At 41.6% G+C, this 15867-nt stretch carries 17 protein-coding genes and 1 tRNA gene; 11 read left to right on the top strand and 7 right to left on the bottom strand.

Going from position 1 to position 15867, the window contains the following annotated elements; all coding sequences use genetic code 11:
• The first annotated feature begins 170 nt into the window (after positions 1-170).
• A complete protein-coding gene (locus tag SANK73390_RS03940) occupies positions 171-1004 on the top strand; it encodes an arylamine N-acetyltransferase family protein (RefSeq protein WP_462763813.1) in 834 nt (277 codons plus the stop codon).
• Positions 1005-1007: 3 nt separating this feature from the next.
• Here the strand turns inward: SANK73390_RS03940 and SANK73390_RS03945 are convergent, their stop codons facing one another.
• Complete coding sequence (locus SANK73390_RS03945; RefSeq protein ID WP_462763817.1) at positions 1008-1772, bottom strand: substrate-binding periplasmic protein; 765 nt, start codon at positions 1770-1772, stop codon at positions 1008-1010.
• Positions 1773-1930: 158 nt separating this feature from the next.
• On the opposite strand from SANK73390_RS03945, the gene SANK73390_RS03950 reads away from it, so the two are divergent.
• Entirely contained in the window at positions 1931-3259 is a 1329-nt protein-coding gene (locus tag SANK73390_RS03950) for a hypothetical protein (RefSeq protein WP_462763820.1), read from the top strand.
• Positions 3260-3295: 36 nt separating this feature from the next.
• Here SANK73390_RS03950 and cysQ read toward each other — a convergent pair whose 3' ends face one another.
• Genes cysQ through cysG form a run of 6 tightly spaced genes read right to left on the bottom strand, consistent with a single transcriptional unit; the run spans position 3296 to position 10217 of the window.
• Entirely contained in the window at positions 3296-4066 is a 771-nt protein-coding gene (cysQ, locus tag SANK73390_RS03955; protein WP_462763823.1) for a 3'(2'),5'-bisphosphate nucleotidase CysQ, read from the bottom strand.
• A 3-nt stretch (positions 4067-4069) separates the two neighbouring features.
• Positions 4070-4666, bottom strand: coding sequence for an adenylyl-sulfate kinase (cysC, locus tag SANK73390_RS03960; protein WP_261595436.1), 597 nt, complete (start codon positions 4664-4666; stop codon positions 4070-4072).
• 12 nt (positions 4667-4678) lie between these two features.
• Positions 4679-6403, bottom strand: a complete 1725-nt coding sequence (locus SANK73390_RS03965) for an SLC13 family permease (protein WP_462763827.1) — start codon at positions 6401-6403, stop codon at positions 4679-4681.
• A gap of 33 nt (positions 6404-6436) precedes the next feature.
• Positions 6437-7852, bottom strand: a complete 1416-nt coding sequence (gene cysN, locus SANK73390_RS03970) for a sulfate adenylyltransferase subunit CysN (protein WP_462763830.1) — start codon at positions 7850-7852, stop codon at positions 6437-6439.
• Positions 7852-8751 (bottom strand): sulfate adenylyltransferase subunit CysD, encoded by a 900-nt coding sequence (cysD, locus tag SANK73390_RS03975; protein ID WP_261595433.1) that lies wholly within the window; start codon positions 8749-8751, stop codon positions 7852-7854. Before cysD ends, cysN begins: the two co-directional genes overlap by 1 nt.
• A gap of 44 nt (positions 8752-8795) precedes the next feature.
• Positions 8796-10217: a siroheme synthase CysG gene (cysG, locus tag SANK73390_RS03980; RefSeq protein ID WP_462763833.1), complete on the bottom strand. Its 1422-nt coding sequence runs from the start codon at positions 10215-10217 to the stop codon at positions 8796-8798.
• Positions 10218-10555: 338 nt separating this feature from the next.
• On the opposite strand from cysG, the gene deoC reads away from it, so the two are divergent.
• The 9 genes from deoC (at position 10556) to rplL (ending at position 15640) form a co-directional block, all read left to right on the top strand.
• Positions 10556-11305, top strand: coding sequence for a deoxyribose-phosphate aldolase (gene deoC, locus SANK73390_RS03985; RefSeq protein WP_462763836.1), 750 nt, complete (start codon positions 10556-10558; stop codon positions 11303-11305).
• Positions 11277-11792, top strand: coding sequence for a hypothetical protein (locus SANK73390_RS03990; protein WP_462763839.1), 516 nt, complete (start codon positions 11277-11279; stop codon positions 11790-11792). Before deoC ends, SANK73390_RS03990 begins: the two co-directional genes overlap by 29 nt.
• 122 nt (positions 11793-11914) lie before the next feature.
• Positions 11915-11991, top strand: a tRNA-Trp gene (locus tag SANK73390_RS03995).
• 133 nt (positions 11992-12124) lie between these two features.
• Positions 12125-12502 (top strand): preprotein translocase subunit SecE, encoded by a 378-nt coding sequence (gene secE, locus SANK73390_RS04000; RefSeq protein WP_462763842.1) that lies wholly within the window; start codon positions 12125-12127, stop codon positions 12500-12502.
• 4 nt (positions 12503-12506) lie between these two features.
• Complete coding sequence (gene nusG, locus SANK73390_RS04005; protein WP_261595428.1) at positions 12507-13064, top strand: transcription termination/antitermination protein NusG; 558 nt, start codon at positions 12507-12509, stop codon at positions 13062-13064.
• 177 nt (positions 13065-13241) lie between these two features.
• The gene (gene rplK, locus SANK73390_RS04010) at positions 13242-13670 is read left to right on the top strand and encodes a 50S ribosomal protein L11 (RefSeq protein ID WP_261595427.1); all 429 of its coding nucleotides are present in this window, start codon (positions 13242-13244) and stop codon (positions 13668-13670) included.
• A gap of 5 nt (positions 13671-13675) precedes the next feature.
• Positions 13676-14377: a 50S ribosomal protein L1 gene (gene rplA / locus SANK73390_RS04015; protein ID WP_261595426.1), complete on the top strand. Its 702-nt coding sequence runs from the start codon at positions 13676-13678 to the stop codon at positions 14375-14377.
• Between the two features lie 334 nt (positions 14378-14711).
• Positions 14712-15206 (top strand): 50S ribosomal protein L10, encoded by a 495-nt coding sequence (gene rplJ / locus SANK73390_RS04020; protein WP_261595425.1) that lies wholly within the window; start codon positions 14712-14714, stop codon positions 15204-15206.
• 71 nt (positions 15207-15277) lie between these two features.
• A complete protein-coding gene (rplL, locus tag SANK73390_RS04025) occupies positions 15278-15640 on the top strand; it encodes a 50S ribosomal protein L7/L12 (RefSeq protein ID WP_261627180.1) in 363 nt (120 codons plus the stop codon).
• The last annotated feature ends 227 nt before the right edge of the window (positions 15641-15867 follow it).

The raw sequence follows: 15867 nt of genomic DNA on the forward strand, positions 1-15867 counted from the left end.
GCGGGAGATGTTGTTAGTTGATGCGTTAACCTTTGCTACATATTAGTTCAATTGGTGGATAAGCTAGATGTACGGATATAATTAAAAATGAAATATAAAATGTATTGACCTCAACCACGCTTGAGCTTTTACCTTGCTCAACAGACTGATTAATTGTTAAGGAAAGTATCATGTTAGACATAAGAGCAACTTCGTTGGCACCGTACATTGTTCATTACTTAAATACACTTAATATTACCGCCCCCATAGGTAGTTTTGAGTTTGTTGAACAGCTACAGCGCCAGCATTTGGCTACTTTTAGTTTTAGTAGCATTAATGCTATGCAAGGAGTTTATTTATCTCTTGAAGCAGAGGCATTGTTTGACAGAGTGATCAACAAACGTCAAGGTGGCTATTGTTTTGAGCATAACCGAATAATGTATTTGGTGTTAGAGGCGCTAGGCTATGATGTCAGGCCAGCGCTGGCGCGGGTGATGTTAAATGGTAAAACTGATAATCCACGCACACATCGTGTGACGTTGCTTAAATTTGTAGATAAAACCTATACGATAGAAGTCGGTTTTGGTGTTAAATCACCTGTACTCCCCATCGAGGTTGACCAAAGCACTGTTTTTAACGAAGGTCGTAATCAGTATCAGGTTGAACGAACAACAACGTCTGCGACAGTTTCTTTGCTTGCGCCTGAGCAGCTTGTTCTATATCAAATTGACCTGTCGGAGGTATTTGAGAGCGATTGTGAAGTGGGGCATTTTTATAGCCATCAGCACCATGAGGCGGCTTTTGTTAATCATTTAGTTGTATCTCGAATTGAGAGCGGGCAGCGCTATTTAATTCGTAACAATCAGTTTATCCACAGCAATGAACATACCGATGTGGAAGTTGTTCAAACAATTGATAACGTTGTGCTGTTACGTACATTATTGGATGAGTACTTTGCTATTGCGGCAAGTGATGAGCACTTGAAGGTGGCATTTGACAAAGTACGGACCCGAATCGTCTTATAATATTCAGTGATCTCGTACTGCTTGTTCACAGCGTACAGACGTGTTTAATTGGGAATTTAGTGCATTAAAATTATGACGTAATTTACTGATCAGCGCTTCATCACTGTTTATGTTAGCGGCTAAATACATACGCTTACTTAAGTGTGGCGATACATAGACTTTTTCCCATTCACCTGCTCTTCCTAGAGATTGCTGTACATTTTTGACAAATAAGTCAGCACCATAGAGTAGATCAACACGAGCCTTGTTGAGCATTTGTGCGCCTTGTTGATGGCTGGCCAAAATGACTAAATTATCATCTTGACTAAAACCAAGCTCTACAAGGTGTTGCTCTGTCGGTTGCCCAGATGCAACAGCAACAATATATTGTCGCACATCTTCTATATCGTGAATGATTATGTCTTTTCTGGCTTTGAGTTTGTAAAAAGACACATTTACCTCACATAAGGGAGCTATCCAATGGTAGTGTTCTTCACGCTCTTGAGTACGTGCTAGAGAATAGATAAATGTGTTAGGTGTATTATTGACTATATGACTGGTTCTAAACCAAGGTAATACATGTATTTTATAGTCGATATTGCTGTGCTCAAACAGTGCTTTGACTAATTCAGTGGCAACACCACCAATTTTACCAGGCCCCATAAATTCTTGATAAGGAGGAAAATCTTCCGTATAAACATGTATCTTGCTATGAGGAACACTGGCAAGTGAAATTGTTGAGAGTAAGGATAAGCTGCAAAGTAATAAACGGCCCAAGTATTGATGCATAATTCAGCCTCTAATTGTATGTACACTTAAAGCGTAGTCAAAGTGATACAGTTTGGTGTTATTTTATCCATCGCATGGTGGACTTAAATTAGATACAATGTCTGCTCAGAGAAAATCAAGTAAGTTTAAAATTTTGAATTTTAAGGGAAAATAGCTTTATGATCCGAGCTATAGTATTGTTGGGGAGTTTTCTTTTACTGAGCGCATGTACCAGCTTAGTTGAAAAAGGAGACAAATTATATGAACAAGGTATGTATCAGCAAGCAGCTGAGTTTTACCAAGCGGCTCTAAATGAAGATGCCACTGATGTAGAGGCGCAGCAACGGCTTAATCAAGCACGCCATAAAATAATAGACAGAGGGCTGATTGAAGTTCGTATGCTTAGGTTGGCTGCAAATTATGTAGGTGCAGCCGATAAGTTAGAGTCTATTTTACGAAATCAAAGTACATGGCATATTGAAGCGATGGGAGCACAAGCTGCAACGCAAAATGAAGAGGTACGTTATGCAGAGCAGTTTTTAAAGGATTATGCTAAAGATTTAGCCGCTGGCCGTTTCCCTGATAAATTTCGTTGGTTTGAACACAAATATGCTTTGTTAATTGCTAACGCTCAACTGAGTGCATCTTTCAATAACTATCAATCTCAGCTAAGTCGCTTGGCAAAAAGTAAATGTGACACTTTAGCAAAGCAAGTGATTAGCCAGCGCTTTTTTTTACACGCGCTAACACAAAAGTACTGTTCTGTGTGGCAGGTTCAGCACCGTTTATCAATTGATAGCCAGGATAACAGCAGATTTAGAAAAATTGTGTTTAATGAACAATTACAACTGAATACACCAAAAAGACGCGATCATCAGCACTTAATTGAGGGAACAACACGTCAGTTGCAAGAGCGTTTTCAGCGCAGCATTTGGTACTCACCAAAAGGGTCTCAATTACTGAATGTAACGATGGCGGCAAACGTTGAGTACCAACGTACCAGCACTCACAAGCAGCAAGAGAAGCGGTATGTAGTCCAAACGTTAAGGCCCGATCCGCAAGATGAAAATAAGCAAGTTGCAGTAGATATTGAACGTGTTTATATTTATCCTCAAGTAGATTATCAAGAGACATACTCTGTACAGCTGAGTTACCAAGGTCAACTCGGGGGGATGCTGCTGACAGATCAGTATATAGACAGGCAAACCAATCAAACGACCAGTCATAGTGCAAATTTTGCAAAAGCACAGCTACAACCAAAAGCTGCAACGTTTTTAGATCAACAGCAGGCATTTGCATCTTACTTAGACAACTTAACTCGAGAATTTGATACTCATCTAAAGCAGTTATGGGGACAGCAGTATTGCCGTAATCAGCAAGCGCATACAAGGGCTGAAAATGTACTAAGGTGTGCACATGTTGAGCCAAATAATAATTATGTAAACAGTTGGTTTGAGCAGCAGTTCGGCATTAACTATCAAGCTATGCATACTTTATACGGGATTTGATGATTAGCCCACGGTTGATGGGCTAACCGACATAACTTAATCAGTTAACCGAGAAACTACAAAGTACGGGTTTAAGTAGCTTTCTTTTTGATTATAAAGCAAAGGACTGCCATCAATTTGTGTGACTGTTGCCCCTGCAATCGCTGCCACTGCATGACCTGCACCTGTATCCCATTCGCTTGTTAGACCAAGTCGAGGGTATACATCGGCTTGTCCTTCAGCAACTAGGCATAGCTTCAACGAGCTACCTTTGGGGATCATTTCTACGTCATCAAACTGTTCAAGGTAGGCGGCTAAATCGGGCGAAGGGTGTGAGCGTGAGCCTACCACATTGATTTTTCCGGTGTTTGGCTTGTGGGTTACTTTAAGCTCGATACGCGCTTCACCACACTCTCGAAAAGCGCCAATCGCTTCTGCAGCTAAGTAGCTAACATTAAGCGCAGGGGCATGTACTACGCCTAAGATAGGTTTGCCATTGCTGATGAGCGCAATATTAACGGTAAACTCTCCATTCTTTTTTATAAACTCTTTAGTACCATCAATGGGATCAACTAGCCAGTACTGCTGCCAAGTTTGTCGGGTTGGCCAATCAATATTGGCGCTTTCTTCGCTTAAAATTGGTAACTCAGGGGTTAATGCTGTAAGACCTTTGACGATAACTTTATGAGCGGCAATGTCAGCATCGGTCACGGGGCTTTCGTCGGCCTTATATTCAATATTAAAATCTTTGGCGTAGATTGGCATAATTTCATCACCGGCCTTACGTGCCAACATTAATATCTCTTCCAAAAGGTCGGTCTGATTCATAACTTATCCTATAATATTTTTAGTTTTTAGATGCGCTACTAGCTGCTCGACAGATTGGGTAAGTGAATTTTTGCTGGTATCTAAAGTGACTTCAGGGTTAACGGGCGCCTGATAGTCAGAATCGATACCAGTGAAATGTTTGATTTCACCTGCTCGGGCTTTTTTGTAGAGCCCTTTTGGATCGCGCTGTTCACATACATCTAATGGTGTATCTAAAAATACTTCAATAAACTCACCGTCATCTAATAGCTCACGCACCATATCACGTTCCCCCTGAAACGGGGAAATAAAGGCGGTTAGCACTATTAATCCTGCATCAGCCATCAGCTTACTTAGCTCACCAACGCGACGAATATTTTCTACTCGGTCACCATCACTAAACCCCAAATCTTTACACAGGCCATGGCGAACATTATCACCATCGAGTAAGTAAGTGTGTACGCCTTGTTGGTGTAATGCGCTTTCAAGTGCGCCGGCAACGGTACTTTTGCCTGAGCCTGAATAGCCAGTGAACCATAAAACACAAGGCTTATGGCGCTTTTGTTCACTACGTTGTGCTTTATCAACGGCATAGTTATGCCAAACTACATTTTCGTCCATCTTGCTTACCTATTAAAACGGAAAAACTAAAGGAATTAAGGTTAAAACGGTTATTGAATAAATGATAGAGAGGGGTAAACCCATGGTTACATAGTCTTTGATGCGATAGTTTCCTGCGCTATATACCATCAAATTAGTTTGATAGCTAAACGGAGAAATAAAACTTGCTGACGCACCAAAGGCAACAGCCATAATAAAAGGTAAAGGGCTTACATCAAAGCCAATTGCCAATGCATATGCGACAGGAAAAGAGAGCGCTGCAGCGGCATTATTGGTGATAAGTTCTGTAAAAATCACGGTCATCACAAAAATAGCAATAAATGCACCATATGGGCCAAAGTCACCCAGCATATAAAATAGCCCCGAAGATATTTTGCCTGCAAGTCCGGTATTTATCATCAGCTTTGCAAGACCGATGGCGCTGCCAACGATTGCCAACAGCTCCAGTGGGAAGCGCCTTTTTAGTTCGTTGATTTTGATTGTGCCCATTAAAAACAAACCAAGCAGCAATATCATTAAGCCTTTCACTAGCGGCACAATACCAAAAATGCTGAGCGCTAAGACACCGCTAAAAGCAGCAAGTACTATATTTGATTGCTTCGATTTCAGGTGTGTTTGTAAGTCTAAACCGGAGATATACACGAACTCACGCTTTAAATTTGGTAATTCATAAAACTGGCTACCTGGTGCCAAAATTAAAGAGTCGCCAGCTTGCAAACGTACTTGACCCAGCCCACCTTGCAAGCGGTCGTGGCCACGACGAATAGCAATTACAGCAGCATGAAACTGCTCGCGAAAGCGAACTTCTTTGACTGTTTTACCAATATATTTTGAAGACTGACTCATAACGACCTCAACTAGGTGCTCAACATCTTTTTCATGTTTGTCATGAACAATTTTGAGTCCGTCAAAGCGAGTCAGTAAAGGGACTGATTTTATATCACCAACAAACAGCAAGGTATCTCCTTGTTGGATCACTTGCTGTGGTGTGACTGCACAGATACGGCGATCACCATGAATGATTTCAGCAAGAAATAAATCTTTTAAATCACGTAAGCCATTTTCTTCTACGGAACGGCCAATTAGCTTTGAACCTGCTTGTACTTTACCTTCTAAGTAAAAAGGCACAACTTCTTGCTGATTTGTGCCATTGTCGGGCAAATACTTTAACAACACCATAATGGTAATTAAACCGACAAACAAAGCACCTAAACCGATCAGAGTAAAATCAAAAAAGCCTAGCGGGGCCATTCCAGCATCGATAGCAAAGCCGTTGACGATTAGGTTGGTTGAGGTACCAATCAAAGTTAACGTGCCACCTAAAATAGCGGTATAGGATAATGGCAGAAGTAATTTTGATGGTGAATGCGTTGGGCTTTCTTTTATCGCTGAAATTAATGATGCCACGACTGCGGTGTTATTCGTAAATGAGGACAAAAAGGCGGTAGATAATCCAAGTTTCATCACGGAACGTGACAAACTACCTTTTGCCAATGATTGTGCTAATGTTTGTATTAGAGTGGTTTTTTCGATGGCTATAGACACTAATACCAGCAAAACAAGGGTGATCAATGAAGGATTAGCATAGTTAACAAGCATGCCTTCTAGGTCAATAAGCCCAGCCATGTAGCTAAAACTTATTGCACCCACAAATAGCCACGCTGGCTTGATACGGGTACCAAAAAGGCACCCAACTAGCGATAACATTATGCCTGTTAATATGATTTGTTCATACATCCAAAGACGCTCCTAATAACAGGCGTGTAAACATTACTTAAGCTTTGATATATCAAGCGCCTGCCAATGTGCAAAGTGCTTGCGTACTAAAGCATTTAGCTCAATTTCAAACTCACTAAATTGAGAGTGTGTCATCTCTTGTGCAGCTAATAAAGCTTCAACCATACCCGCACCAACCGTTAAGTTATTTAGGCGGTCGATTAGGATGAATGAGCCAGTTTCACGATTGTTACGATAATTGTCAGCCACAATACTTTCAGTCAACTCAAGAGTAACAATTGCAATTTCGTTCAGTTGCAGTGAATCTGCTTGACCATGTTCTAGCGTATTCACATCAATGGTATAGTCGATACGTTTTACGATGGCTGAGGTATTTTTACTGCCTAACTTAAAGTTATAGCTTTTACCAAGTACTAATGGCGACTCATGCATCCAAACCAACTTAGCCTGAATAAGGTTTGTGACTTCTGCACTTGAATTTACAGGTACTATCACGTCGCCACGACTGACATCAACTTCATCATTGAGCGTAATAGTAAACGCTTGGCCTGTTTCTGTACGCTGCAGGTTTCCATCAAATGTAACGAGTTCCTTAATACTGGAGCTCTTGCCTGAAGGCAATACTTTGATTGCTTGACCAACTTCTAACGAACCTGAAGTCAAAGTACCTTGAAAACCACGAAAATCTAAGTTTGGGCGAACCACATACTGTACTGGAAAACGCGCTTCAAATTCAGTATTAGCTGCAGTAGCTGGTGAATCTTCAAGCAGCTCTAGTAGAGGTTTGTCGGTGTAATAAGGCGTATGCTTTGAGCGGGTTACGACATTATCACCTTTGAGCGCTGACATAGGTACAAATTTAATGTTTGAGACATTAAGCTGTTCTGCAAACTCTAGATACTGGGCTTTTATGCGATTAAATACTGCTTCGTCAAAGTCACAGATATCCATTTTATTGATGGCAACCACAAATTGAGTAATGCCAAGCGAGTCACAAATAAAGCTATGGCGCTTAGTTTGCACTTGAACACCATAGCGCGCATCTACAAGAATGATTGCTAAATCACTGGTTGACGCACCCGTTACCATGTTACGTGTATATTGCTCATGACCTGGTGTGTCAGCGATGATAAACTTGCGCTTTTCAGTTGAGAAATAACGATATGCAACATCAATAGTAATACCTTGCTCACGTTCAGCCTGTAAACCATCAACTAAAAGTGCTAAATCAAGCTCTTCACCCGCATTACCTACTTTTTCGTTATCTTTATGAAGCGCCGCGAGTTGGTCTTCATAAATTTGGTGGCTGTCGTGTAACAGTCGTCCGATCAAGGTGGATTTTCCATCATCTACGCTACCGCAGGTCATCATGCGTAATAAGCTTTTGTCTTGCTGGCGAGCAAGGTATGCATCAATACCTAATTCTCTTACTTCATTGGCTGTTGACATTAGAAGTACCCCTCACGTTTTTTCTTCTCCATTGACCCAGATGAGTCATGGTCAATTACACGGCCTTCACGCTCTGAAGAGGTTGATAACAACATTTCTTCAATAATTTCAGTTAAGCTGCTCGCCGTTGATTCAACTGCTCCGGTTAATGGGTAGCAGCCCAAAGTACGAAAACGAACCGATTTCATCTGTGGCACTTCGCCTTCTTCTAATGGCATTCTGTCATCATCAACCATAATTAATGTACCGTCACGCTCAACAACAGGGCGCTCTTTGGCAAGATATAGTGGCACCATGTCGATATCTTCTTGGTAGATATATTGCCAAATATCGAGCTCAGTCCAGTTCGACAGTGGAAATACACGAATACTTTCACCTGGGTTAACCTGGCTGTTATAGTTACTCCATAACTCAGGGCGTTGATTTTTTGGATCCCAACGATGATGTTTATCTCGGAATGAATAAACACGCTCTTTTGCGCGAGATTTTTCCTCGTCACGGCGTGCGCCACCAAAAGCTGCATCGAAGCCATATTTATCAAGCGCTTGCTTTAGGCTTTGTGTTTTCATTATATCGGTGTGTTTAGCAGAGCCATGTGTAAATGGCCCTACGCCCATATCGATACCTTCTTGGTTTTTATGTACTAATAAATCAAAGTCATACTCTTTAGCCAAGCGGTCACGAAACTCAATCATTTCGCGGAACTTCCAATCGGTGTCTACATGCAACAACGGGAATGGAATTTTAGCTGGGTAAAACGCTTTACGTGCTAAGTGCAAAAGTACCGAAGAATCTTTACCGATAGAGTAAAGCATTACTGGGTTTTCAAACTCAGCGGCGACTTCGCGAATTATCTTTATACTCTCAGCTTCAAGCTGCTGAAGGTGTGTTAAAGCCATGATCGTCGTCCTACATCAAAGATTAAAATTATAAATAAACTAGTTTATGCCACATCAGTGAGTGGCTGGGCAAAGCTACTGACTTGCGAGGTTTGACCAAACCATGCTAATTGCTCATGCAAAGCAGCTACTTCACCAATAATAAGTAACGCAGGGGATACAATGTGCTGTGTGTCAATTTGTGCAGCCAATTGATCTAACTGTGTTCTAACCACGCGCTGTTCTTTTCGAGTACCGTTTTCTATGATAGCCACCGGTGTCGAGCCACTTCTGCCATGCGCTATAAGCTGAGCTTGAATATGTGGCGATTTTATCACGCCCATATAAATGGCTAACGTTTGATGTGGTTTGGCCAATGACAGCCAATCTAACTCCTGACCTGCTTTTTTGCAGTGGCCTGTTACAAATTGAATTGCTTGGGCATGGTCTCGATGTGTCAACGGAATCCCCGCATAAGCACTACAGCCTGCAGCTGCGGTAATGCCTGGTACAATTTGATACCTAATTTGGTTAGCGGCGAGCACTTGTACCTCTTCACCACCTCGACCATAAATAAATGGGTCACCACCTTTTATACGGCAAACTTTTTTACCTTGCTTAGCAAAGTCGACCAACATCTGGTTAGTGTCTTCTTGTTTTACGCTATGGTTACCTAGACGTTTACCGACACAAACGAGATCCGCATCGCGGCGCACCAAATCCATTATTTCGTCAGAAACAAGGTAGTCATAGACCACAATATCGGCCTGCTGCATTAGTTGTAAAGCTTTAAGTGTTAATAGTTCTGGATCACCAGGACCTGCTCCGACAATATAAACCTCGCCTTCAGGCTTTGCGGTTGTATTGAGCATCTCATGTAATTGTTCTGTGGCAGCGGCAGTATCACCTACTTGTACTTTACTGACGACACTTGAGTCGAATACACGTTCCCAGAACTGACGTCTGTCTGCAAAATGTTTAAACTGCGCTTTCACATGAGTACGAAAGCTGCCAACCAATCTGGCGAGGGGTCCAATGTGCTGTGGTATAAGCGTTTCTAGTTTCTCTCTCAAACGACGGGCTAAAACAGGAGCTGTGCCCGCACTAGAAATAGCAATGGTTATCGGATCTCTATCAACGATAGAGGGGAAAATAAACGTACACTTAGGCTGATCATCGACTACATTAACAAAAATATGTCGTTCATTAGCTTGTTCAAATACTAAGTTGTTCACTTCATCGTTATCAGTGGCGGCAATGACCAGCATCTTTGCGTTTAAATGGTCTGTATTGAAGTAATCAGTGATTAGCGTTACGTCACCATCTTTAGCGTGCTCTGTAAGTTCATCACAAAACTGTGGTGCGACTAAGGTAATATTTGCACGCGCTTTTATAAAGGCTCTGCACTTTCTAAGCGCGACATCGCCGCCTCCAACGATGAGAACTGGCTTATTATCAAGTTTTGTGAAAATGGGTAAATACTGCACTGTTAGCTCCAAAGCACTAAGATTAAGTTACCACAGCTACTTTGTATCTAACGTGGTGAACAGGAAAGCAGAATATAGTGCCCTTAGCAGAGTAAAAAATAATTAAAACCTAGTTTATATAACTAAAAGTTATATAGCACCTATTCAAATGGCTTAAGGCTTGAGTGACAGTGCTTTGCGCTTAAAATGTAAGTGCGGTGCCGTGCTTATAGTGTTTGGTTATGAGTTATTCAGCATTGAATTGGCTTAGTTAGCTATCTTTGCGGACATATGTCCTGTGGTGGTTTGCTTGTATGCTTTTTACTAAGTCAATATATTGACCTAACAGGAATAGAATTATGGCATTGTATGAAGATGCTAAATTGGCATTAAGCTTAATGGATTTAACTTCGTTAAATGAAAACGATAACGAACATGCCATTAAGTCACTTATTCATAGTATTAACCCCGATATTGGCGTACCTGCGGCGGTTTGTGTCTATCCGCAATTTGTTGCATTGGTCAAATGGTTGCTTGAAGAGCGCAATTTAACTCACGTTAACGTAGCTACCGTGACAAACTTTCCTGATGGTAGGCAATCGCTAAAGTCGGTACTTGCCCAAACTGAACAAGCATTGTGTGATGGTGCTAATGAAATAGACTTAGTACTCCCTTACCAGCAATTAATTGCAGGGGACCCCGAAACGCCATGGCAATACGTTAATTCAAGTAAAGTGCTGTGCAAAGACAAAGCAAAGCTGAAAGTGATTATTGAAAGTGGTGTGTTAGCAACCGATACGTTGATCACTCAAGCGTGTGAAGTCGCGGTGCTAGCGGGTGCTGACTTTATTAAAACCAGCACTGGTAAAGTGCCGGTAAATGCAACTATAAACTCAACACAGACTATACTTAATTACATTAAGCGCTCAGGTAAAGATGTTAGCTTCAAAGCGGCCGGTGGTGTAAAAACCGTCGCACAGGCAAGTGAATATTTACATTTAGCCGAGCAAATAATGGGCCGGCAGTGGATTAATGCAACGCATTTTCGCTTCGGTGCCTCTAGTTTGTTAACGGATATACATGAAACCATCGGAACTGCGCGACAGTGATCTAGAAAAGTTGCAGCTAGAACATCAGGCTGCAAAGTTATTTTTACGTTGTTACGAGCAACAATTCGGTATTCCAATGCGGCATATCTGGCACAATGAACCGAATATGCCAGATGTTAGCTGTTATCAAGGAGAGCAGCGCTTAGATATTGAAGTTGCTCACTTATATGGTAGTGACAAAGAAGCGATGGCAGTACTTGGCAGATCACTGTCACTAAACATACAAAGAGAACTTGCGGCAATGGCGCAAGCCCCGTCTGAGCGACGTTTGTTGATTGCACTCGAGCGACTACTAAAACAAAAATCCTTTAAACGCTATCACTCTGAACGCACTTGGTTGCTAATTCGCAATGCAAGTACGTTATGGCACCATGATGATTTTATATCGATTGCTGGCCAGCTTGATTGCCCAAGTCATCATGCTTTTGAACAAATTTGGTTGTTAACTGATTTTTATAACCCTGATTTATTACGACTTGATGCTTGAATAACGTACACTAGAACCTATCTAAACAAAGAATGTGTGGTTAGTTTTGAGGATTTTTGTGTTTGCACATCTTTTACTCTTGTTTTCAAATTGTTCGTAAGTATAATGGGCGTCCACTTTGCAGGGGCGTAGTTCCAATTGGTAGAACAGCGGTCTCCAAAACCGATGGTTGCGGGTTCGAGTCCTGCCGCCCCTGCCAATTCAATGTAAGAAGAGTCCAAATCTAAAATAATGTGTTTAAATTTTAAGCGCTTAATTTGTACATTTGGATTTAATGGATTAACCCTGTTATATGCAGGGTTGTTGTGTCTGTATTTAAGGTAAAATTGATTATGAGCACTAATGTTGAAAACCCGTCTAGCTCGATGGACATGGTAAAATGGCTAATTGCGATCACGCTACTTACAGGAGCGGTCGTTGGCAACTATCTTTATGCAGATATGTCTGTATTAGTTCGAGCCGTAGGTGTGGTTGCATCGATAGCAGCTGCATTAGGTGTTGCTGCTACGACTGAAAAAGGGCGTACTTTTATTGCTTTTGCAAAAGAGTCGCGCATTGAAGTACGTAAAGTTGTTTGGCCTACGCGTCAAGAAACGACTCACACTACGCTTATCGTTATGGCTGCGACAGTAGTAATGGCGTTGATCCTGTGGGGTCTAGACGGCATTTTATTTAGAGTTGTTGGCTTTTTAACTGGATTGGAGATCTGATCCCATGTCGGATGAGAACAAAGAAAAGAAATTACGTTGGTACGTAATTCAGGCGTTTTCAGGTTATGAAAAGCGCGTGGCTCAAACCATCATTGAGCACATCAAAATTGAAGGCCTAGAAGAGAGCTTCGGTGAAGTTTTAGTGCCGACTGAAGAAGTTGTTGAGATGCGTGCGGGTCAAAAGCGCAAGTCTGAACGTAAATTCTTCCCAGGTTATGTTTTGGTCGAGATGGATATGAATGATGCAAGCTGGCACTTAGTGAACAGTACGCCGCGAGTAATGGGCTTTATCGGTGGCACTTCTGACCGTCCAGCTCCTATCAGCACAAAAGAAGCTGATCGCATTCTTAATCGTCTACAAGAAAATGCAGAAGCACCTAAACCTGCAACCTTGTTTGAAGTGGGTGAAGTGGTACGTGTTAATGACGGCCCATTTGCTGACTTTAGTGGTGTGGTTGAAGAAGTTGACTACGAGAAGAGCCGCGTAAAAGTATCGGTGCTTATTTTCGGTCGTTCTACCCCTGTAGACTTAGAATTTGGGCAAGTAGAAAAAGATAAATAATCTTTATTCCTACAGCTATTGAAAAAGGCCGCTGGTTAACTTATAATCAGCGGCCTTTTTGTACACGAAGACTGTAAGGTCTTTGTAAAAGCAAAAAGTTTTTTTATTAATTGGGAAGCCGCTTGAGTACGCGTCCTCGCGCGCACAAGGCTAAGACCCACCTAATGAGGTATTATCATGGCTAAAAAAGTTGAAGCTCTAATCAAGCTACAAGTTGCTGCTGGTATGGCTAATCCTAGTCCTCCAGTAGGTCCTGCACTAGGTCAACACGGTGTAAACATCATGGAATTCTGTAAGGCGTTCAACGCACGTACAGAATCAATTGAGAAAGGCGCACCTGTTCCTGTTGTTATTTCTGTATACAATGATCGTTCTTTCACGTTCGACATGAAGACTCCACCTGCTTCTTACCTTCTTAAGAAAGCTGCAGGCATCAAGTCTGGCTCTGGCCGTCCTAACACTGAGAAAGTGGGTACTGTTACACGTGCTCAGCTTGAAGAGATCGTTGAGACTAAACGTCCAGATTTAACAGCAGCTGATTTAGATGCTGCAGTTCGCACGATTGCAGGTTCTGCACGTGCAATGGGCTTGAACGTAGAGGGTTAATAGAAATGGCTAAACTTACTAAACGTATGCGTACTATCCGCGAGAAAGTGGAAGTTACTAAAGATTACGAAATCAACGAAGCAGTTGCATTGCTTAAAGAATTAGCAACAGCTAAGTTCGTTGAAAGTGTTGACGTTGCTGTTAACCTTGGTATCGATGCACGTAAATCAGATCAAAACGTTCGTGGTGCAACTGTACTACCACACGGTACTGGTCGTGACGTTCGTGTAGCAGTGTTCACTCAAGGTGCTAACGCTGATGCTGCTAAAGAAGCTGGTGCTGATTTAGTGGGCATGGAAGACCTTGCTGAGCAAGTTAAAAAAGGCGAAATGAACTTTGACGTTGTTGTTGCTTCTCCTGATGCAATGCGCGTTGTTGGTCAACTAGGTCAAATCCTAGGTCCACGTGGTCTTATGCCTAACCCTAAAACTGGTACTGTTACACCGAATGTTGCAGAAGCAGTTAAAAATGCTAAAGCTGGTCAGGTTCGCTACCGTAACGATAAAAACGGTATTATCCACACTACAATTGGTAAAGTGGATTTCACAGCTGAACAGTTACAACAAAACCTTGAGTCTCTAATTGTTGCGCTTAAAAAGGCTAAGCCTTCTCAAGCAAAAGGTACTTACGTGAAAAAAGTAAGCATCTCAACAACTATGGGTGCAGGTGTTTCTGTAGACCAAGCTACTCTAGATACGCAAGTATAATTTATTAGAGATTAGCATTTACATGGCGTAATTTTTGAACTATAATTTTGCGCCATTTTGTTGATAATTTTGTTTCTGAATTATTTACAAAGAAAAATTCGGGTTGAAGCGCATAATTTCGCAACACTTTTTAAGTTAAGCGATAAATTGCGCTTCCGTCCAAGACCGTAGGTGGTTTTAAACCTTAATCGTCCTACGTAGACGGTGTGAATCCCAGCTAGATTTTCCTAATCTTCTGGCTCTCGCCGTAAAAAGCATCTTTGCTATTTTTTAGCAGAGTAGAGTAGAACTGAAAAACAAATATTTGTTTTTCTATAAACCAGGAGTAACACCCATGGCTTTAAATCTTCAAGACAAAAAAGCAATTGTTGCTGAAGTCAACGAAGCTGCCAAAGGTGCTCTTTCAGCGGTTGTTGCTGATTCTCGTGGTGTAACAGTAGGTGCAATCACTGCTCTTCGTAAAGAAGCTCGTGAAGCTGGTGTATGGATGAAAGTTGTTCGTAACACGCTAGCTAAACGTGCTGTTGAAGGCACTGATTACGAATGCCTAAACGAATCACTAGTTGGTCCAAGCCTTATCGCTTTCTCTTCAGAGCACCCAGGTGCTGCTGCGCGTATCTTTGCTGATTTCGCGAAAAAGAATGAAACATTTGAGCTTAAGACTGCTGTATTCGAAGGTAAAGTTGTAGATGTAGATATGCTTGCTAAGCTACCTACATACGACGAAGCTGTTGCACGCTTAATGAGCGCAATGAAAGAAGCGTCTGCCGGCAAATTGTGTAAAACAATTGAAGCGGTACGTGTACAGAAAGCTGAGCAAGCTGCTTAATTTTAAGCCCGCTCCTTTCTTTAATAAATTTTTTGAACCACATGGGTTCGTAAATAATTAGGAAATTTGAAATGTCTGTAACTAAAGACCAAATCCTTGACGCAATTGCTGAAATGTCAGTAATGGACGTTGTTGAACTAGTAGAAGCAATGGAAGAGAAGTTCGGTGTAACTGCAGCAGCAGCTGTTGTTGCTGGTCCTGCTGCTGAAGCTGCTGAAGAGAAAACTGAATTTGACGTTATTCTTACTGCTGCTGGCGCTAACAAAGTTGCTTCTATCAAAGCTGTACGTAGTGCAACTGGTCTTGGCCTTAAAGAAGCAAAAGCTCTTGTTGAGTCTGCTCCTGCGCCAATCAAAGAAGCTGTTTCTAAAGAAGAAGCTGAAGCACTTAAGAAAGATCTTGAAGAAGCTGGTGCTGAAGTTGAGATCAAGTAATCTAGCTTACGCTAGGTTCGCTGCCTGAGAAATCAGGCAAGGGCTGGTGATTATTTAATCACCGGCCCTTTTGCGCTATAGAAAGGTCTCTTTCTATAGTGTAATAAAATTCTAAATTTCAATGGTATTTTCAATGACTTAACAGTTTTTTGCTAATATCAATGGCATTTAGTACAACAATTAGATGTTGTTATCATGGCTTGAATGCCAGTTAAGTCTGTTCTTAC

This window comes from Pseudoalteromonas sp. SANK 73390, assembly GCF_054966645.1.